We start from the raw sequence: 19,547 nt of genomic DNA on the forward strand, positions 1-19,547 counted from the left end.
TGAATGAGGGTGTGAGAGGTTTTCATAGGTCCAACCCTAATCGTGGCCAGCGGAGATGGCAAGGGTTCTGGAAAAATTGATAGGATTTCTTCAGAAATCCAGTTTTAGGGATATTTATTGTTGTTTTTGTGAAAAATGGTTTTGTTTGTTGCGCCGCTTTACACGGCTTTGCAATTTAAAAGGGCGAGGTGTATCAGCATCGAGTGCTTGTGCGGTGGGACGCAATGGTGATGAATTCGCCCATGCGTCCCTGGATCGCCTCAAGTGACTTTCTGGAAAATCTGGTAGTCACCGGCCGTATGGTTATTCGCTACGCTGGCTCCGGCGTCTCGGCGGATTGAAGGGCCACTGATGGCAATGCTTTTGTCGGTTGTTGTTGCCGGGTAGACGCCTACTCCTATTCCGCCCGTGAGTTCGGCCACTCCTGGAACGTTGCGGGCCGTGTTCATATGAGACCTGCCGACCACGGCCAGCACCTTTTCGCCTGGCTGGCGGTTTTGCAGCATGCGCGTGGCGTAGTAGTTGAACTCCTGCAGGCGAGTAATGCCCCGATCGTTGTCTCCGACGTTTTTGTAGAAATCTGCCATATCCGAGCGTCGGGTCAGATAATGATGGTCGAGGGGTTTAATCTTTATGCCGTGTTCACGAGCAAGGTCATACAACTCGGAAAGTGTTGGCGATGCTCCCGCTGGTCGGCCATTGCCCATGCCCACATCGACGACTGCGCCCGCAGCGTTGTACTCGACATTTTCAAGGGCGAGGGTAGTGACGCCGGCTTCTTTAAGGGTCTGCATATTCTCTTTGATCAGTTGGAAGCTGGCGATTTCGGTGTGAAGCTCACCGAGTACGACCACGTCATTGGTTTTAAAACCTTCACGAAAGAGATCGGCGGGCGATGCGCCGGGCTCAAGCGCAAGACGAGGCGGACGTGGCGGCATTTGTCCGCCTGCGACCATGTTCTGATAGAAGCGCTGGGCATCCCGCCTGAACCAAAGCCTGGCGACGGGCAGACCTTTTTCAGTGAAATCGGTCTCGATCAGCCGCCCTTTGCTGCGGCTGACATACTCGGTTTCGGGTAATTGCTTTACTCCTCCCGGTAGTTCGTTGAGCCGCCATTCGCCTTCTCCTCCGGATTGCACGGAGGCCACGATTTTGCTGCTTTTGGGCGCCGTTGACGCGGCATTCGGGTCGACGATATTGACCCGTCCGCTGCGTGCGTGAAATGCCGAATCGATCTGGTACACCTTGTTCACCCCGGTGTTGTCGGTAAAGCGCACATACCAATGGTCGCCGACGTTGTAAGTGCCGTCCGGCCGCAGCGGGCGCCCCTGGATCAGCCTATCCGGCACGGCATAGCGGCTCAGGTCACGGCCTGTACTTGAGAGTGGTGCTGCTGGTGGAGTGCTCGTCGTGACGACGTGCGAGCGGCTCGAGCTTGGCGCCGGTGGCGGGATCACCAACGGCGGCGGTGCTGTGAGCATGGGGAGCTTTACCTCCGGTCGTAGTTGCGAGGTGCGAATCACCGGGATGCCCGTCGCCGAGGTCGCAAAATCAGCATAGATCGCGCGCGCCAGCGCCGGATGCTTGATCAGTTTGGGCAGTACCCTTGCGTTGGCACGCAGCGCTGTTACCCCGGCCTTTCCTAGCCGGGCAGCTGTGGACACGCCTTTGCCCAATACCGGTAGCAGGTCGAGGAATATCGTAGCGACTTCAATGCCGAACTGGATCTTGTTTGCTGTCGATTGCGCCGCCACTTCAGCGCTGCTGACTGACTGGTGGTCGGCTTTATCGACCAGTAGCTGTACCTTTTGTTTGTACAACGCATCCTGAACGTTGCCGGTTATGGGTGTGAGGGTATTGGAGGCGCCCGTAAGCTTGAGAGTCTTGACGAATGCTTCGATGGTGGCGGCCGGATTGGTGCCCAGAGCGCTGGCTTGCTGTTTGAGCGCGTCCCTTGCCTTGGCGACGTCATCCTTATTGACTGGCGACTTCCGGTTCGCGGTGTAGAGCTTCCATTCGTTTTTATCCAGCAGGGTGTTGAGTGCGTTTTGGTCTGCCAGTTCGCGGAAGCTCAAACCGTCGGGCGCATCCGGCGTGTACAACACCCGCTCTGGGTCTGTGCCGTTGGCAATCACCATGACGCCCTGTACGGGCAAGCCCCTTTGGAGGAGGGTATGGGCGACGATGGGCTGGCCGTCGACGGATGGGCGGTTGGCCGGGTCTGGGTGGTACACCACGGCCGCGACCCATTGCTCTGCGCGTTTGGTGTTTTTGTCTTCTTTCGCCTCAGTCTTATAGGCAGCAGGGTTGAACTCCGAGAGAAGCAACTCTTTATACATCTGGTTCGTCTGGCTGGTTTTCCAGGCCTTGCGTCTTTCCGCGGCGGGCCCCGACGTCGCGTCCGTCGCCAGTTCCTTCTTCAGCAGGCGGGTGTATTCGCCGCCTACATCGGCCGTATTGACCAATGCTTTGAGCTGATGGGTGTCCAGGACTACCCGATTGCCGTCAGTGCCCAGTATCGGGTTGCCCTGCCTGTCGACCAGCGGCAGTTTGAACGTGATCTGCGTAAATCCGGAAGGTTCGCCCGTGGGGAACCCGGTTGGGTTTTTCAGGGCAAGATCGGCCAGCGACAGGCGTGTGTGTGCGACTGATGGCTCTTGAGCGGGACCTGGCCGGCCCGTATGAATCCGGGTTCTGGTTTGCGCTTGGACCATCAACTGATCGGCATCCACCTCTGCCGTCGGGTATAGCTGTGTTATCGCTGCGTTCATCCGGTCTCGGGCGAAGGTAGCCAGTGAGGGAATCGTCTCAAGCAGGGAATTCAGTGCGTTCGCGCTTTTTTCCTCGCCTTGTTCCAGATAGGCATAGAACGCTTCCTGACCCGGAGTCAGGTTTTTCATCCACTCGGGTTGCAGGCTCTCGGCCAGTTTCTGGTTGCGGGCCAGCACGGCATTGCTGCCGTCAAGCAAATAGGACCAGTCGGCAGCCTCATCAATGGCCTTGTGCAATGGGAGGGTGGATTGGGCGGGTGTTTTGGCCAGACTCGCGTTGATCTCGGCCTGCTGGCGCTTGAGCATCTCGGGTACTCCTGCGGCCAGCACGTCTCCTCGCAGCGGCTGGGCGCTGAGCATCAGGTCGTCCCCGGTGGGAGGATCAGGCCGGTTTTGCAGAGACAGTGGCAGGGTCTGCAACAGCAAATCCTTACTTGATCCGCCTTGATCCAGACGTTGCGCCACCGCCTCGCGTGCTTGGGCAGGTGTGGCGAACTCCTCGAATCCTTCGCCGGGTGTGTACAGCACGACTGGGCCATTGGCATCGTTGAGCGCCAGAGATCTGCCATTGGGCCAGGCCGGTGGGTTGGCAAAGGATCCATCCGTTTGAGTGATCAGAAAGCAGCCCGCGAGTAACGCACCGTGTTCGGTGCCGTCATCCAGGGTAAGCGGGTACACACCAGGGCGAGCGCCATTGGCAAAGACCTGCTCGCGTTCGGCCAAGGTGGGGTATTGCAGTGCCGTATCGATCAGTTTTTTGCTGGTCGGGCTCAGGGTGCTATCGCTTGCACGCAGCGCAGCCAGTGTCGACAGTTGTTGCTTGTGCAGGTGCAGCAATTCGTCCTGTGGCGCCTTTGGTACACGCGGGTCTGTGATTGATAGACGTGGTGTCGTCCAGAATTTCCGTACCGTCTCGGGGTATTGCTCGGTGATGCGCTGGGCGATGGTGCTTAACGAGTGCGTTGTGTTGATGTAAGTGGGCGGTTCACTGGTGCTGACTCGGGTGAATACGCCCGACAGTACGTTGGCGTCTTCGTCGGTATTGCTCGCCAGCCCTGCAATCTTTTTATCCAGCGCATCCAGGAGTGGTTGCTCAGAGAGTGTCTTGATACTGCCATCACTCTGTTGAATCCAGCGCTTGAAGGTCAACTCTGGTGGATTGAGTTGGGGCTGACCGGTAAACATTGTGGCCAGTTGCTGCAGCTGGAAACTCTTGAAGTTCGGTTGCTGGCTATGCAGCCGTTGCATGGCGGTCGTGAGGTTGTCGTGATCAGTGATGAAGGCTTGCTGAGCGCTGACTTTGAAATGTATTGCGAGCGCTGAGCGTCGGGCCGGCGGTATTCCGGGCGAGTTGGGCAACGGCAGGTCATTTGACGCTGAGTTCGAGTGAGACGCGGTGGGGGGCGGGATCGGCAGTGGAGGAGTGAAGGCGGATGTTGAGGTGGCGGTAAGTAAAACGGAGGGCTGGGGCGAGGGGGGCAGCGTGGGCGTTGTGACACGATCAAACATAAGGGAAACCTCACAGTATTTGAATGTCGTCGTTACGCTCCTTGTAAGTCGTCAGATGGGTGAGGGTTCACAGTGAGTTGGTTCCTGCGGGAAATGTAAGCAAAGAACGCCGCACCGGTGAGGGTGCAGCGCAGTGTTCAGGGCTGAAATGCGCCGATAAAGATCGCCGGGTCCACCCGTGCGTCGTTCAGGCTGATGTTCCAATGCATATGCGGCCCGGTCGCCCGGCCGGTGGAACCGACCTTGCCCACCACCGCACCACGGGCCAGTTGCTGGCCTACGCTCACGTCAATCTTCGACATATGGCAGAACATGCTGATGAAGCCCTGGCCATGGTCCACAAACACGGTGTTGCCGTTAAAGAAGTAGTTGCCGGTCAGAATCACCTTGCCCGCCGCCGGGGTCTTGATCGGCGTGCCGGCGCCTACGGCAAAGTCCAGGCCGGAATGCGGATTACGCTCCTCGCCATTGAAGAAGCGTCGCACGCCGAACTTGCTCGACAGCGGCCCGTTCACCGGTTTGTCCAGCAGCAGGTTGCTTGGCGTGTTCGGGCTGAAGCTGCGGTAGGCCTTGAGCTGGACCGCCAACTCGCCTTCGATGCGCTTGAGTTGCGCCGGGTCCGGGTTCACCTGGCTTTTGTTCTTCAGGGTGATGTGCTGCTCGGGGTACTTCTTGAACCCCACGACAAACGGCAGGTTCTGGCTGCCGCTGGTGATGCGTTGGGTACCGGGCTTGACCGTCAGCGGGATACCGACAATCGCCAGCCAGTTGTTCTGTTCCTTCACCACCAGCACCGGCCGGTTTAGGTAGGTGGCTTTGGGTGCAGTCGCCGAGGTACCGAGGTCGACCACCGCGACGCCACCGGGCACCGGCTTGTTCAGCAGCCGGGTGATGTAGCTGTCGGCATGGGCGTTAAAGGTCAGGCACAGCAGCATCAACAAACTTAAAAAGCGTGGCATCAATCAATCCAGTAACGAGAGGGTGACGGGCGTCAGGTGGTTGTCTTCCACCCGCACTTGCAATTGGCCTTCACCGAGGCGCGCGGTGAGACGCTGGCCGGTGTGGGTTTGCGCGGCATTGCGAATCGCCTGGCCGCGTTCGTCGAGCAGGATGCTGTAGCCGCGTCCGAGAGTAGCCAGCGGGCTGACCACGTGCAGCGTCTGCACCTGGCTTTGCAGTTGCAGGCGACGGGCCTTGAGGCCTTCGCGCATGGCGCGGGGCAGGCGTTCGGCGAGGCTGTCCAGGCGTTGGCGCAGCAGGGCCAGTTGACGGCCTGGATGTTGGCCTGCGAGGCGGGTTTCCAGGCGGATCAGCCGTTCACGACGGGTATTCAGGTTGCGCTCGAAGGCGCGGCGCAGGCGCATGTCCAGGTCGTCGAGGCGCTGGGCTTGCTGGCGCAGGCGTTCGCCCGGGTGACGCAGGCGACGGGCCATGCCTTCCAGGCGCAGGCGGTCGTGGGTCAGGCGGTTGCGCATCAGTATCACCAGGCGACGGTGCAGATTCTCTACCTGGCGAGTCAGGTGGCTGGAGTCCGGCGCCAACAGCTCGGCAGCGGCGGAAGGGGTAGGGGCGCGCACGTCGGCGACAAAGTCACTGATCGACACATCGGTCTCATGGCCAACGGCGCTGACGATGGGCGTCACGCAGGCGTCCACCGCACGCGCTACTGCTTCTTCGTTGAAGCACCAGAGGTCTTCCAACGAGCCGCCGCCACGGGCCAGGATCAACGCGTCGAAGCCCCGTGCATCGGCCAGCTTCAGTGCGCGGACGATTTGCGCGACCGCTTCACGGCCTTGCACGGCCGTCGGGATCAACGTCAGTTCCACGTTGGGTGCCCGGCGGCGGAACACGCTGATGATGTCGCGAATCACCGCGCCGGTGGGCGAGCTGATAATCCCGATGCGCCTTGGGTGGGCGGGCAGCGGCACCTTGCGCTCGGCACTGAACAGGCCTTCGGCGCTGAGTTTTTCCTTCAGCGCGTCGAAGGCCAGGCGCAAGGCGCCGTCACCGGCCGGCTCCACCGTGTCGAGAATCAGCTGATAGTCGCCACGGCCCTCAAACAGCGAGACCTTGCCCCGCACCTTCACCGCCAGGCCGTCTTTCAATGCCTGGCGCACCCGGGCGGCGTTCTGCCGGAACAGCGCACAACGCACTTGGGCGCCGCTGTCCTTGAGGGTGAAGTACACGTGGCCGGAGGCCGGGCGGGCGAGGTTGGAGATCTCGCCTTCGACCCAGATATTGGTGAACACGTCTTCCAGCAACACCCGCGCACGGCCGTTGAGCTGGCTGACAGTCAGGACTTCGCGGTCCAGGCCCAGACGGGCAAAGGGATCTTTAATCATGGGCGGCAGTTTATAGGCATTCGTGCAGGGTTTGACAGAACTGCTCCACCAGCGCGCTCGGCGTTTGCTGGCAGGCGAGGGCGACGGTGCTTTGGCAATCGGGATCGGCCAAGGGCAGAAAATGAATGTTGACCGGCGCGATGTCCTGCATCGACGCCGGCAGCAGGGCGATCCCGAATCCGGCCTGGATCAGCTGCAACTGCGTGGTCTTGCGCGACATCACCCGGGCGGCCTTGGGGAAAAATCCTGCACGCATGCACAACTCGGCTGACAGGTAACTCAGCCCTCCGCGCTGGGGGTGAGGGATCGAGATAAACGCTTCGTTCTTCAATTGCGCCAAATCGATACCGGATGTGTGCCCGGCCAACCGGTGACTCGGCGGCACGGCCAGCAACAGTCGCTCGCTATATAAAGGCACGATGCGCACGCCTTCGCGCTGGCGCAGCACCGGCAAGCGCAACAGCCCGACCTCCAGCCGACCGTCGGCGATTTCTTCCAACTGGGCTTCGGAGGACAGTTTGGCGATGTCCATCGACACGCCGGGGCATTGCTCCAGCCAGGCACCGATGCCGCGCAGCAGGCGGCCACTCATCGGCACCGTGCTCGAATGGCTCATGCGCAGGGTACCGAGTTGGCCACTGCCCACTTGCGTCGCCATCTCACTGGCCTTGAGCAGTTCGCCCAGCAGGTTGCGTGCCCTTGGATAAAACGCCTCGCCTGCAGCCGTCAGCCGCGGCTGGCGCGCAGTGCGTTCAAACAGCGGCGTTTGCAGCAGGTTTTCCAGCTCCTTGATCTGCCGGCTCAGTGCCGATTGCGCCACAAACAGCCGCTCGGCCGCTGCGCTGAAGCTGCCGCTCTCGGCGATTTCGACGAAGTAACGCAATTGCCGGGTGGAAATCACAAGTCATGCCTTTTCGAGATGAGTGATGGGCTTTGAAGATATTAGTCGCAACGCTTGCCAATGGCTAAAGTGATGGCCATCTCTAATAAGGAATACCTCATGAGTCCGGTCGAGCTGTTGAGTCATTGGTCATTTGGCGGTGAGGACTGGCTGGTGATCGGCGTGGCGATTGCCCTGGCGTATATCGTGTTCGGCATTGCAGGCTTTGGTACCGCATTGGTGGCGGGGCCGATCCTGATTCTGTTCATGCCGCTGTCGAAGATCATCCCCTTGCTGGTGCTGCTGGATTTTGTCGCGGCCTTCGGCAACCTCCTGCAATCGCGGCGGGATGTGGTGAAGCCGGAGTTGTTCAGGCTGCTGCCGTGCATGGCGATTGGCTGCACCCTTGGGGTGATCTTCCTGCTTAATCTGCACTCCGATTTATTGCTGCTGCTGATGGGGCTGTTTATCAGCGCCTATGCGATCTACAGCCTGGCGGTGAAGACCAAGCCCACGCAGATGGCAGCTGGCTGGGCGATTCCCATGGGGGTTGTCGGCGGGCTGTTTGGCGCGTTGTTCGGCAGTGGCGGCTTTCTGTATGCGATCTACCTCAACAGCCGATTGCCCAAGGATGGCGCGCGGGCGACCCAGAGTGCGTTGATCAGTTGCAGCACGGTGGTGCGCCTGAGCCTGTTTCTGATCGCGGGCGTGTATGCCGAGCTACCCTTGTTGATGTTGGCGGTGTGCCTGTTGCCGGCCATGGCGCTCGGGCTGTGGGCGGGGCGGCGGTTGACCCTGCGCATGTCCCGCGAGGCGTTCGTGCGGTTGGTGACCTGGCTGGTGCTGGCCAGCGGCATTGCCTTGATTGCCCGTTACTTGAGTACTTGACCTGTGGGTGTCAGGGATTAAGCTGCCGGGCTTCAGGGCCTCTTCGCGAGCAAGCCCGCTCCCACATTCGACTGCATTTATCCTGTAGGAGTGCGGTCGAATGTGGGAGCGGGCTTGCTCGCGAAGGCGTCAGAAGCCACACCGCAGGACACCCAGGCACCATGAACTCCCAAAGTATCCTTGTCCCCAAGATCTCCACCTTGCCCGTCCACGAACCCCGCGCCCGGGCGATTGTGCGTTGGCTGGTGCGCAAGAACATCGTCAAGGAAGAACTCACCACCTGCGGGCGCACCGGCAACCGCATGGGCTACGCCCTGGCCGACGGGGCCCGCGCCGTGGTGCTGCACCCCGACGCGCTGCCGTTCAACGAGCCGATCAACGGCCTGGAAATTATCTACAAGCGCTGCATCTACACCCCGGCCAAGGGTTTTCTCGAAGAGGCCGGCTGCCCGGAATGCCTGAAGGAAGTCGGCGAAGCCCTGTTCGAAAGCCTGGAAGACTGGATGCCCGGCCACACCGATAACTTCACCTGCCCGTTGTGTGGGCATGAAGACGACATCAATGGCTTCCTGTTCCTGCAGGAATGCGGCTTTTCCAACCTGGGATTCATCTTCAATAACTGGGCGGAGGCGGGGTTCAAGCAGAGTTTTATCGACGAATTTGCCGACTGGCTGGACCAGAAGATGAGTTGGGTCAAAGTCGAGCTTTGACCCGATGTGATCGTTCCCACGCTCCCGCGTGGGAGCGCTTCCCGTGACGCTCCGCGTCGCCCTGGCATGCAGCGCCTGCAGGACGCGGAGCGTCCAAAGCGGCATTCCCACGCAGAGCGTGGGAACGATCAGTGCTGCAAAAATCATCCATCTATCAGTATTACCAAGTTTGTCAGAGTTTTACATTGAACCCGAGGGGGTGTCTGACTATAATGGCGCGCTTCCATTTTCCCGCTCGGGAGCCCCCGCGATGCTGCGTATCAGCCAAGAAGCTCTGACATTCGACGACATTCTCCTAGTGCCCGGTTATTCCGAGGTGCTTCCTAACGAAGTCAGTCTCAAGACCCGCCTAACCCGTGGCATCGAGCTGAATATTCCTCTGGTTTCCGCTGCCATGGACACCGTCACTGAAGCCCGTTTGGCAATCGCCATGGCTCAGGAAGGCGGCATCGGCATCATCCACAAGAACATGACCATCGAGCAGCAAGCTGCCGAAGTTCGCAAGGTCAAGCGTTACGAAGCCGGTGTGGTCAAGGACCCGATCACTATCGAGGCCGATGCCACCGTTCGTGACCTGTTCGACCTGACCCGCCTGCACAACATCTCCGGCGTTCCGGTACTGCACGATGGCGACCTGGTCGGCATCGTCACTTCCCGTGACGTGCGTTTCGAGAACCGTCTTGAAGTCACCGTCCGCGAAGTGATGACGCCTAAAGAGCGCCTCGTTACTGTCAAGGAAGGCGCTGACAAGAACGATGTGCGCGAACTGCTGCACAAGCACCGCATCGAACGCGTACTGATCGTCGACGACAAATTCGCCCTCAAGGGCATGATGACCGTCAACGACATCGAAAAAGCCAAGGCTTACCCGCTGGCCAGCAAGGACGATCAAGGTCGTCTGCGCGTAGGCGCTGCGGTCGGTACCGGTAAAGACACCGGTGACCGTGTAGCGGCCCTGGTGGCTGCCGGTGTTGACGTGGTGGTGGTCGACACTGCCCACGGCCACTCCAAAGGCGTGATCGACCGCGTTCGCTGGGTCAAACAGAATTTCCCTGAAGTGCAAGTGATCGGCGGCAACATTGCCACCGGCGCTGCCGCCAAGGCCCTCGCCGAAGCCGGTGCTGATGCGGTCAAGGTCGGTATCGGCCCTGGCTCGATCTGCACCACCCGTATCGTGGCCGGTGTAGGCGTGCCGCAAATCAGCGCCATCGCCAACGTCGCCGCGGCCCTTGAAGGCACTGGCGTACCGTTGATCGCCGACGGCGGCATCCGTTTCTCCGGTGACCTGTCCAAGGCCATCGTAGCCGGTGCTTCCTGCGTGATGATGGGCTCGATGTTTGCCGGTACTGAAGAAGCGCCGGGCGAGATCGAACTGTTCCAGGGTCGTTCGTACAAGGCTTACCGTGGCATGGGTTCCCTGGGCGCCATGTCCCAGGCTCAAGGTTCTTCCGACCGTTACTTCCAGGACTCCTCCGCGGGCGCCGAGAAGCTGGTACCGGAAGGCATTGAAGGGCGTGTTCCGTACAAGGGCACCCTGAGCGCCATCATCCATCAACTGATGGGTGGCCTGCGTTCCTCGATGGGCTACACCGGCAGCGCCGACATCGAAGAAATGCGCACCAAGCCTGAGTTCGTGCGGATCACCGGTGCCGGCATGGCCGAGTCCCACGTCCACGACGTACAGATTACCAAGGAAGCGCCAAACTACCGCGTAGGTTGATGCTTCCAGCAAATAGTTAAGTAACCGGGGCTGTCTTATTCAGCCCCGAGTTGTTTCTGATTCATTAGACGAGACTGATCTCATGGCCCTCGACATTCACGCCCACCGCATCCTGATCCTCGACTTCGGTTCCCAGTACACCCAGCTGATCGCCCGCCGCGTGCGTGAAATCGGCGTGTACTGCGAACTGCATCCGTTCGACATGGACGACGAAGCGATTCGCGAATTCGCTCCAAAAGGCGTCATTCTCGCCGGCGGCCCCGAGTCCGTGCACGAAGCCAACAGCCCGCGTTGCCCGCAGGCGGTGTTTGACCTGGGCGTGCCGGTCTTCGGTATCTGCTACGGCATGCAGACCATGGCCGAGCAGCTGGGCGGCAAGGTTGAAGGTTCCGAACTGCGTGAATTCGGTTACGCCCGTGTCGACGTGGTCGGCAAGAGCCGCCTGCTGGACGGTATCGAAGACCACATCGACGCCGATGGCCTGTTCGGCCTCGACGTATGGATGAGCCACGGTGACAAGGTCACCAAGATGCCGGAAGACTTCCACATCCTGGCCAGCACCCCGAGCTGCCCGATCGCCGGCATGTTCAACGACGAGCGCGGCTACTACGGCGTGCAGTTCCACCCGGAAGTGACCCACACCAAGCAAGGCGGTCGCATCCTGTCGCGCTTCATCCTCGACATCTGCCAGTGCGAAGCCCTGTGGACCCCGTCGAAGATCGCTGAAGACGCCATCGCCAACGTGCGTGCCCAGGTCGGCACCGACAACGTCCTGCTGGGCCTGTCCGGCGGCGTTGACTCCTCCGTGGTTGCGGCATTGCTGCACAAGGCCATCGGCGACCAACTGACCTGCGTCTTCGTCGACAACGGCCTGCTGCGCCTGCACGAAGGCGAGCAAGTGATGGCCATGTTCGCCGAGAACATGGGCGTCAAGGTGATCCGCGCCAACGCTGAAGATCAGTTCCTGAACAACCTGGCCGGCGAGTCCGACCCGGAGAAGAAGCGCAAGATCATCGGCCGCACCTTCATCGACGTATTCGATGCCCAGTCCAACAAACTGGACAACATCAAGTACCTCGCCCAGGGCACCATCTACCCGGACGTGATCGAGTCGGCAGGCGCCAAGAGCGGCAAGGCCCACGTGATCAAGTCCCACCACAACGTGGGCGGCCTGCCTGAGGAAATGAACCTCAAGCTGGTAGAACCGCTGCGCGAACTGTTCAAGGACGAAGTCCGTCGTCTGGGCCTGGAGCTGGGCCTGCCGTACGACATGGTCTACCGCCACCCATTCCCGGGCCCGGGCCTGGGCGTGCGGATCCTCGGTGAAGTGAAGAAGGAATACGCCGACCTGCTGCGTCGCGCCGACCACATCTTCATCGAAGAACTGCGCAAGGCCGACTGGTACCACAAGGTCAGCCAGGCATTCGTGGTGTTCCAGCCGGTGAAATCGGTTGGCGTGGTCGGCGATGGCCGTCGTTACGCATGGGTTGTTGCCCTGCGTGCGGTGGAAACCATCGACTTCATGACCGCCCGTTGGGCACACCTGCCGTACGAACTGCTGGAGACTGTCAGCGGTCGCATCATCAATGAGATCGAAGGTATTTCGCGCGTTACGTATGACGTGTCGAGCAAGCCGCCGGCGACCATTGAGTGGGAATGATCCTGCGGTAGCAGGTGAGCGCTGAATAACAAAACCCCGGCCTGGTGCCGGGGTTTTGTGTTTTATCCGTCAGGCAACTGTTCGCCGAGGGTTTTTTCGCCGGGATGCAGCCAGGGCGTTTCCAATTGCAGGCGTACATCACTGGCGGCGGCGGTCGGGCCGAGTACTTTGGTGACGCGACTTCAAGAACGCCTTGCTGCCAACGCCGCCCGCCCGTTCGCCGACAACTAGACCCGGTGGTCCGCCAGGACTTCCGGCGAGATGCCGTACGCGCTGAATGGCTGTGGGCGCACGGAGGAGGACGGCCCAGCGGTTGCCGCAGGAGAGGCGATCGAGACCGCCGGCTTGCTCTGGTTTTCCCCGCCGCCCTTGAGGCCGGGGCTGTCGACGAGTTCCCATTCGTTGCGGGCGTTCAAGCGCACTGGCAGCGAGGTGTTGAAGCCGTCGGGGTTGAGCGGGTCGACAATCGCCAGGTGACCTGGCCCGTTTATCGCGGTCTCAAAGCGCACATGGTAGGCCACGCCATTCATCAGGATGGCGTGGTTGGGCAGGCTGCCGGACGAGTGCAGGGTATAGGTCTGGAAAAACCGCCCAGGCTGGGTATTCATGCTCTCGCTTTCCAGCAACAGGTTGCTGGCATAGGACGCGGGTACCGGGCTGGATGGCAGTTCAGGAGACAGTCGTGGGCCTGTCACCTCGACCATTCCTCGGGACTTGAGTGCCCGGCTCAGCTCTTCGAGGGTCTTGAAATGCTTGCCGCTGACCGACTTCCATTCCGGCCGGTCAACCAGATATCCCGCTTTATCATGCTGGATCAGCACACAGTTGATAAATCCATCCCGGCCGCGAGCAACAAACATCGGATAACCGGGTTCGACGTGGTGGATATACATGCCAGCCTCCGGCAGGTAGCGCGACAGCTGTTGGGCGACGCGCACGTCCAGGGGCGTGTCCATCTGCACGCGCAGGTCATTTTTGATTTCGACCGACGTCAGCCTTTTGTCAGTGGCTGCATAGCCGGGATCCGGCTCGATCCCCCTGGGTTGGCCGGTTTCCACGTCCTCGATGCGAACACCGACAACGTCCTCCAACTCGCCGAGCCCCGGTACGCCCTGGTGCACGTTGGCGTGGCTGTTACCCACCAACGCTACCCACTTATGCGCGCCACGGGCCGCCTGGTCCGCATCGATCACAGTGCGTGCGAAGAAGTTCATCATCTGTTGCCGGTAGAAGGTTTCGACATCAGCGAGCCCCTTGCGATAGCTGGCCATGCAGTCGATGGCTTGCACGCGAATATGGTTGCGCTGCGCGCTCTTGACCACTTCGAGGAAGGTATAGCGCCCGGTGGGGTCGGTGCCAAAGCCGTTGTCCAGGCTGTTGAGATAGCGCTCAAGGCGCTCGGGCATTTTGCCGCTGCGGTTGAACAGCTCCAGGTCGGCCTGATGAAAATCCGTCTGCACATGCTCCAGGTATAAGGTCTTGACCTTCTGCTTGGCCAGCAGCGGCATATTCTCGATCAGCAAGCGCTTGCTGCCCACGCTGGAATGGTTCTCGCCGAATACGATACCGGGGCCTTCATTGAGCAGGCGCTGGATGAATTCCTTGATCGATGTGCCTGGCTTGAACGTGGGAATGGGCGCGCGGACAGTCGGCGGCCGGGCAGCAAAAAAATCCTTGGCGTCGTTGTAAAGCCGGCGGCGCAGGGCCTTGAAGTCGTCGTATTCATTCCCGGCAAAGTAGGTTTCGCTGAGGGCGTGGCGGTCCCCGTAGCCGTCTGCATGGTCTCGCAATGCCGGACGCTCGGCCACGGGCACGTCGTACGCAGTGGTCACTGGGTCAACCTGGGGCAAAGGGTCCGTCGCCCGGCCCCAGGGTTTGGGCCCCATCCGCAACATGCCGCCCTTGAGACCGGGGGCTGGCAAGGGTTCCCAGCGTTTGTAGGCATTGAGCCGCACGGGAACGTTGCGCGAAAACGCGTAGGGGTTTTGCGCATCAATGATCAACCAGCCCTTGACCTCCTTGACGTAGCGCACCTGAAAATAGCCGGACGTAGTGCCCTGGCGCAGGTAGATGTAAGTCTTGCCGCTCAGGGTTTCGATAATGCCCTCCCTGGCCCCGGTGCCGGCACGCGTGCCTTCGGTGATGTCGGTGCGCAAGCTGTCCAGCAGGGTTTCTTGCTGGGCCGGGGCCACGACTCGGTCGGGGGCAATATCCGACAGCATTGGCGCGTCGGCCCTGGACAACGTGCCGGTCCCCAGTCGGGTTTCTGAACCCACTGTCTCTTCGGTCAGGGCGATGTCCGGCAAGTCGCCACCGCCCTTGAGAAACATGGCGTTGAACAGGGTGTCGATGCCCGCGAGGATCGCACCGGTTACGCCTGCCTTGCGTTCGGCCGGCGTGTTGCCTGTGACCGCCTGATCAATATTCAACCCGACATTCGCAATGCCCGCGCCCACCACGGCCAGCGCCACCGGCCAGCCGACCGCGGCCATCGGCCCGAACACCCGGCCGAAAGCATTGAGGTAGCCCATCCAGAGTTTTTTTCGCAGTTCGCCATTGGTGTGCATCATGAAGCCTGCATCGGCGAGCATGCGCGCGTGGGTGGTGTGCCGCAGGTGGTGAAGGGGTCGTCGTTGACCCAGGCCTGCTGCACCTCGAGTAGCTGGTGGTTGTTGGTTTGCCAGGCACTGAACAGCAGGTCCAGCAGGTGGCTGAGGCCGACGTTTTCCCGGTGCGGTTCGTGGAACACGTGGGCCAACAGATCCGCCACCGGAAAAGCGGCCAGCAGCCATTCCTGGGTGGACGTGAGGGCGGCCGTGTCTTCCATAACATCGTGGTCCATCGCCTGGAAATGCGCCATGAAACGTTTGCGTGCGTCCGGTCGCTCGACCTGGGACATCACCCACCAATGCAGGTCGACCACGCTTTCCATCACATGAAAGCCCCAGAGCTCACCCGGCACGTAAACGATCTGGCGCTCGTAAGCGTCGACGATGCACAGGATATCGCTGGAGACGTAGCTGCCGATCTGCAAGCGCCGGATGCGCAGGGCTGGAGAAGGTTGGATTGAAGCATCGAGCATCGCCCGGGTCACCGGCCACTCGACGTTACTGGCTGCCGCTTTCACCACCGTCAGGAAGTGCGCATCCGACAGCCGCCCGGCTTCGCGGTCTTCGATGGCCTTCGCCAGGTAGGTGCATTTGGCCAGACTGCGGAAGTGCTCGCTTTGGCTGCTCCAGAACGTGGCCACCGCTGTCTTGTAATGATCCAGGAAGTTGAAGGCCCAGAAGGCTTTCATCACCTGACTGCCCAGCAGCCGCACCTCGTTGCTCTGGTTGTAGGTGCCCACCTCCGGCCCGGCGGTGTAGAAGCCGCAATCGTTGTCGAGCACGTCGGCGTTGTCCTGGTCATGCACGGTGAAGCGGGTGATCACCAGTTGCGTCAGGGTCAGGGAATCGTGGGGATGTTCGAAGTGTTCCCAGCCGCTAAAGGTCTGGTCGTTGCTTTGGGACGAATGGAAACGGTGGAAGTAGATCTGCTCCGGATCAAGGTTGATCGCATGATCGGTGAGGATTTTGCGTGCGAACCGGGTGGCCATTTCGTAAAGGTCAGGGCAGGCCTCGACCATGGCCGGGACCAACGCCTTGAGTGCGACGGCCTCGGCGGCGTTGGGCTGCTTGGGTGCGTCTTGCATGGTAGCTTTCCTTGGGTGGCGTGATGTCGCCCGTACTATCCCAAGGGGCCCGGTTCAAGGCTGTCGGCCCTGCCTGTTGCTGCGCGTCGGACTCAACGCAGGGCAATGTCCGAGAAAGTTAAAAACGTGTCCGGGAATGCCACGATTCGGTGTACTCGAACTGCCCGTGCCGAGACCGGCTAGAGGTATTTCATTTCCAGGGTGACGTCACCGTCCAGGGGCACTTCTTCGGTCAGGGTCAGCGTATTGGAGGGGGCGATGTAGGTATAAAACACAAGCTGCGCATCCAGCGTGGTGATTGCTACCGGAGTGTGACGCGGGTTTTCGGCGTGGGTGACGGAGGTCAACAAGCCATGGGTGACGGCGGTGCCGGTATTCCAGGTGGCCCCTTTGTTGCCGGATACAATGGGGCGCATTGGGCCGGACTCGCTGACCGGGTCGGCCAGGCTAAAGGCGAGGTAGCCGAGTTTTTCGCTGCCGTTGACCAGGCCGAGGCCATGGAGGCTAGGCACCAATGCGGAGCCTGCCTGATTATCGACGGTGTTCAGGGCCAGCAGTGTCGGTCCTTCGCACCTCACGCTTAATTGCCGGCGGTATTGGTCCAGGACTGTTATTTCTTCAATATTCAAGTCCTTGGCCGCCAGTTTGCCGTGATCAACCGCTCCGCCGTTGGCGAGTTGGAGCTGGCAGGCATTCGGAGTGATACGGCCTTTGACGGTCAGGTCTACGGTAGCGGCGGCAGAGGCCGTTGCACTGTTACCCAGCAATAACGCCGTGGTGAGTGAGGTGAATATCTTGTTCATTATCGGCTCGAAAATCGTTGCAGTGCGCAGGCGCGGACAATGTCGCGTCTGCCCCTTGGTTGGAGGGGCGCGACCTTAAAGATCCGTGTGTGCGAGGGAAATGCAACAATTGCGATAATGGCCAGGCCGCTTCAAGCGGCTCAGCGTCGCGCGATATCTGAAAAGTAAAACTTATCCAGCGTATGCCGCGACTCGGTGTACTCGAACTGCCGTCCATCCTGCAAAAACGTCTGGTTGCTCACCACGATCACATGGCTCTGACCTTCGAGGTCCAGGTGTGTCTGGTCGTCCTTCCCCCGCGGCAGCGCTTCGATGGTGCGCTGGGCATAGCTGATTTGCAGCTGCAGCGTCTGCTCGATAAACGCATAGATCGACTGCTCGGCAATCTCCCGGTCCAGCCCCGGAATCAGGTCGGCGACGAAGTGGTTGATGTCGAGGATCACCCGCTTGCCGTCGATCCGCCGCACCCGTTTGACCCGAGTGATCAGGCTGCCCGCTTCGGCTTCGATGTGTTGCATCAGCGGGCCTTCCAGGGGGAATTGGCTGAACTCCACCACTTCGGTGCTGACGTCATCGCCGAGGGCGGCATGGGTCTCGCGAAAGCTGACGATGCCGCCGAGCTGGAACTCGATGGGGTTGGGCGACAACACGAACGTGCCCTTGCCGTGGATCTTTTGCGCGAACCCGCGCTCCTGCAATTGCTCGATCGCCCGGCGCACCGTGCCACGGCTGGCCTGGTAGGCGTCCATCAGTTCGGTTTCGGAGGGCAGGCGCGTGCCGCGTTGCAGGCGTTCGGTGGTGATGCTGGCAAGCAGATCGGTATAGATCTGGTTGTATTTACTCATGGGGGAGGGCTCTGTGCCGCGTTGGCGTTCAAGGCAGGAACCTTAGTGGCAGCGATGGGGTTTGTCCATGCAACCCATTGTAGAACTCGGAAATATCTGACTCAAAAAACAGAAATTCAATCATTTTCAAACTCGTACATACGAGTTATTGCTTTAACTCGTACAGACGAGTACTTTTGGCCTCGGCGTGCTGCCTATGACCGCCCCAATAAAAAAAACCAAAGTGGATACCAAGCATGAGCCACGACTATCCGAATATTGCCCGCGAGATTCTCAAGAACCTCGGTGGCAGCGACAACCTTGAGCAAGCTGCCCATTGCGTGACCCGCCTGCGCCTGGCCCTCAAGGACCCGAGCCTGGCCAACAGCGGCGAGCTGAACCAGGTCGACCTGGTCAAGGGTTCGTTCTTCACCGGCGGCCTGTTCCAGATCGTGATCGGCCCCGGCGAAGTGGAAAAGGTCTACGCCGCCCTGCGTGAGCAAACCGGCCTCGCCGCGTCGACCATCGCTGACGTGAAACAGAAAAGCGCCGACAAAATAAACCCGATGCAGCGCCTGGTGCGGGTGTTCTCCGACGTGTTCATGCCGATTTTGCCGGCGCTGATCATTGCCGGTTTGCTCATGGGGGTGAACAACCTGATGGGCGCCAAGGGCATGTTCATCGCGGACAAGACCCTGCTCGACGCCTATCCGAACCTGGATGGCCTGTGGAGCCTGATCAACCTGATGGCCAACACCTCGTTCGTGTTCCTGCCGGCGTTGGTGGGCTGGTCGGCGGCCAAGCGGTTTGGTGGCAGTGAAATTCTCGGCATCGTCCTCGGCCTGATGCTGGTGCACCCCGATTTGCTCAACGCCTGGAACTACGGCAAGGCGGTCGCCGGTCTCGACGGCCAGAGCCTGCCGTACTTCGATATTTTCGGTTGGTTCAAGATCGAGAAGGTTGGTTACCAGGGCCAGATCCTGCCGATCCTGCTGGCCGCCTACGTGATGAGCGTGATTGAAAAATGGCTGCGGGCGCGGGTGCCGAATGCCATCCAATTGCTGGTGGTGCCGATCACCACCATCGTCGTCACTGGCGTGCTGGCGCTGGCGATCATCGGCCCGGTGACCCGTCACCTCGGCATCCTGATCACCGAAGGCGTGGTCACTCTGTTTGACCTGGCGCCCATGGTCGGCGGTGCCATTTTCGGCCTGCTGTACGCACCGCTGGTGATCACCGGCATGCACCACATGTTCCTCGCCGTGGACCTGCAACTGATCTCCACCCAGGGCGGCACCTTTATCTGGCCGATGATCGTCATGTCCAACCTGGCCCAGGGCAGCGCGGCGCTCGGCGTGTTCTACATGAGCCGCAATGCGCGGGACAAAAGCATGGCCTCCACCTCGGCGATTTCCGCTTACTTCGGCATCACGGAGCCGGCGATGTTCGGGGTCAACCTGCGCTTCAAGTTTCCGTTCTATGCCGCCCTGACCGGCTCGGCGCTGGGCAGTATTTTCCTGTCGCTGAACAAGGTCCAGGCCTCGGCCATTGGCGTGGGTGGCTTGCCCGGGTTCATCTCGATCATCCCGCAATACATCCCAAGTTTTGTCATCGGCATGGTCGTTGCGATTGTCGTGCCGTTTGTTTTGACCTGTGTGCTGAGCATGAAGATTGTTCGGCCTGGATACAGGGTCGCCTGACCTACCGCTATCGCAGGCAAGCCAGCTCCCACAGTTGATCGCATTT

The 19,547-nt window shown here is 60.4% G+C and carries 13 protein-coding genes; 5 read left to right on the forward strand and 8 right to left on the reverse strand.

The window, feature by feature from the left end:
* Positions 1-260: 260 nt before the first annotated feature.
* The 4 genes from JFU58_RS15380 to JFU58_RS15395 form a co-directional block, all read right to left on the reverse strand.
* On the reverse strand, positions 261-4,280 hold the full coding sequence (locus tag JFU58_RS15380) for a membrane-targeted effector domain-containing toxin (RefSeq protein ID WP_201141086.1): 4,020 nt from the start codon (positions 4,278-4,280) through the stop codon (positions 261-263).
* A 137-nt stretch (positions 4,281-4,417) separates the two neighbouring features.
* Positions 4,418-5,239 (reverse strand): peptidoglycan DD-metalloendopeptidase family protein, encoded by an 822-nt coding sequence (locus JFU58_RS15385; protein ID WP_017478670.1) that lies wholly within the window; start codon positions 5,237-5,239, stop codon positions 4,418-4,420.
* Between the two features lie 3 nt (positions 5,240-5,242).
* Complete coding sequence (xseA, locus tag JFU58_RS15390) at positions 5,243-6,622, reverse strand: exodeoxyribonuclease VII large subunit (RefSeq protein WP_093201360.1); 1,380 nt, start codon at positions 6,620-6,622, stop codon at positions 5,243-5,245.
* Positions 6,623-6,632: 10 nt separating this feature from the next.
* Positions 6,633-7,523 (reverse strand): LysR substrate-binding domain-containing protein, encoded by an 891-nt coding sequence (locus tag JFU58_RS15395; RefSeq protein WP_177025474.1) that lies wholly within the window; start codon positions 7,521-7,523, stop codon positions 6,633-6,635.
* 99 nt (positions 7,524-7,622) lie between these two features.
* On the opposite strand from JFU58_RS15395, the gene JFU58_RS15400 reads away from it, so the two are divergent.
* The 4 genes from JFU58_RS15400 (at position 7,623) to guaA (ending at position 12,480) form a co-directional block, all read left to right on the forward strand.
* Positions 7,623-8,390 (forward strand): sulfite exporter TauE/SafE family protein, encoded by a 768-nt coding sequence (locus JFU58_RS15400; protein ID WP_201141088.1) that lies wholly within the window; start codon positions 7,623-7,625, stop codon positions 8,388-8,390.
* Positions 8,391-8,551: 161 nt separating this feature from the next.
* Positions 8,552-9,100, forward strand: coding sequence for a hypothetical protein (locus tag JFU58_RS15405; protein WP_003209647.1), 549 nt, complete (start codon positions 8,552-8,554; stop codon positions 9,098-9,100).
* Between the two features lie 250 nt (positions 9,101-9,350).
* Positions 9,351-10,820, forward strand: a complete 1,470-nt coding sequence (guaB, locus tag JFU58_RS15410) for an IMP dehydrogenase (RefSeq protein WP_017478674.1) — start codon at positions 9,351-9,353, stop codon at positions 10,818-10,820.
* Positions 10,821-10,902: 82 nt separating this feature from the next.
* Positions 10,903-12,480: a glutamine-hydrolyzing GMP synthase gene (gene guaA, locus JFU58_RS15415; RefSeq protein WP_017134673.1), complete on the forward strand. Its 1,578-nt coding sequence runs from the start codon at positions 10,903-10,905 to the stop codon at positions 12,478-12,480.
* A 227-nt stretch (positions 12,481-12,707) separates the two neighbouring features.
* Here guaA and JFU58_RS15420 read toward each other — a convergent pair whose 3' ends face one another.
* The 4 genes from JFU58_RS15420 to treR all read right to left on the reverse strand — a co-directional run bounded on the left by JFU58_RS15420 (position 12,708) and on the right by treR (position 17,822).
* Positions 12,708-15,050, reverse strand: coding sequence for a membrane-targeted effector domain-containing toxin (locus tag JFU58_RS15420; RefSeq protein ID WP_201141089.1), 2,343 nt, complete (start codon positions 15,048-15,050; stop codon positions 12,708-12,710).
* Complete coding sequence (locus JFU58_RS15425; RefSeq protein ID WP_201141091.1) at positions 15,047-16,174, reverse strand: dermonecrotic toxin domain-containing protein; 1,128 nt, start codon at positions 16,172-16,174, stop codon at positions 15,047-15,049. Before JFU58_RS15425 ends, JFU58_RS15420 begins: the two co-directional genes overlap by 4 nt.
* A gap of 179 nt (positions 16,175-16,353) precedes the next feature.
* Positions 16,354-16,977 carry a DUF1120 domain-containing protein gene (locus JFU58_RS15430; RefSeq protein WP_177025476.1) on the reverse strand — a complete coding sequence of 208 codons (624 nt, stop codon included), beginning with the start codon at positions 16,975-16,977 and terminating at the stop codon, positions 16,354-16,356.
* Positions 16,978-17,117: 140 nt separating this feature from the next.
* Complete coding sequence (gene treR, locus JFU58_RS15435) at positions 17,118-17,822, reverse strand: trehalose operon repressor (RefSeq protein ID WP_003209636.1); 705 nt, start codon at positions 17,820-17,822, stop codon at positions 17,118-17,120.
* A 236-nt stretch (positions 17,823-18,058) separates the two neighbouring features.
* Between treR and treP the strand changes: the two genes are divergently transcribed.
* Entirely contained in the window at positions 18,059-19,501 is a 1,443-nt protein-coding gene (treP, locus tag JFU58_RS15440; RefSeq protein ID WP_008438268.1) for a PTS system trehalose-specific EIIBC component, read from the forward strand.
* Positions 19,502-19,547: the final 46 nt, after the last annotated feature.

Origin of the sequence: Pseudomonas sp. TH34 (assembly GCF_016650865.1) — a bacterium.
GTDB lineage: Bacteria > Pseudomonadota > Gammaproteobacteria > Pseudomonadales > Pseudomonadaceae > Aquipseudomonas > Aquipseudomonas yamanorum.

Excerpts from the sequence above, each read along its gene's own strand:
- JFU58_RS15380 (WP_201141086.1), bottom strand. The coding sequence starts at position 4,280 with ATGTTTGATCGTGTCACAACGCCCACGCTGCCCCCCTCGCCCCAGCCC.
- JFU58_RS15385 (WP_017478670.1), bottom strand. The coding sequence starts at position 5,239 with ATGCCACGCTTTTTAAGTTTGTTGATGCTGCTGTGCCTGACCTTTAAC.
- xseA (WP_093201360.1), bottom strand. The coding sequence starts at position 6,622 with ATGATTAAAGATCCCTTTGCCCGTCTGGGCCTGGACCGCGAAGTCCTG.
- JFU58_RS15400 (WP_201141088.1), top strand. The coding sequence starts at position 7,623 with ATGAGTCCGGTCGAGCTGTTGAGTCATTGGTCATTTGGCGGTGAGGAC.
- JFU58_RS15405 (WP_003209647.1), top strand. The coding sequence starts at position 8,552 with ATGAACTCCCAAAGTATCCTTGTCCCCAAGATCTCCACCTTGCCCGTC.
- guaB (WP_017478674.1), top strand. The coding sequence starts at position 9,351 with ATGCTGCGTATCAGCCAAGAAGCTCTGACATTCGACGACATTCTCCTA.
- guaA (WP_017134673.1), top strand. The coding sequence starts at position 10,903 with ATGGCCCTCGACATTCACGCCCACCGCATCCTGATCCTCGACTTCGGT.
- JFU58_RS15420 (WP_201141089.1), bottom strand. The coding sequence starts at position 15,050 with ATGATGCACACCAATGGCGAACTGCGAAAAAAACTCTGGATGGGCTAC.
- JFU58_RS15425 (WP_201141091.1), bottom strand. The coding sequence starts at position 16,174 with ATGCAAGACGCACCCAAGCAGCCCAACGCCGCCGAGGCCGTCGCACTC.
- JFU58_RS15430 (WP_177025476.1), bottom strand. The coding sequence starts at position 16,977 with ATGAACAAGATATTCACCTCACTCACCACGGCGTTATTGCTGGGTAAC.
- treR (WP_003209636.1), bottom strand. The coding sequence starts at position 17,822 with ATGAGTAAATACAACCAGATCTATACCGATCTGCTTGCCAGCATCACC.
- treP (WP_008438268.1), top strand. The coding sequence starts at position 18,059 with ATGAGCCACGACTATCCGAATATTGCCCGCGAGATTCTCAAGAACCTC.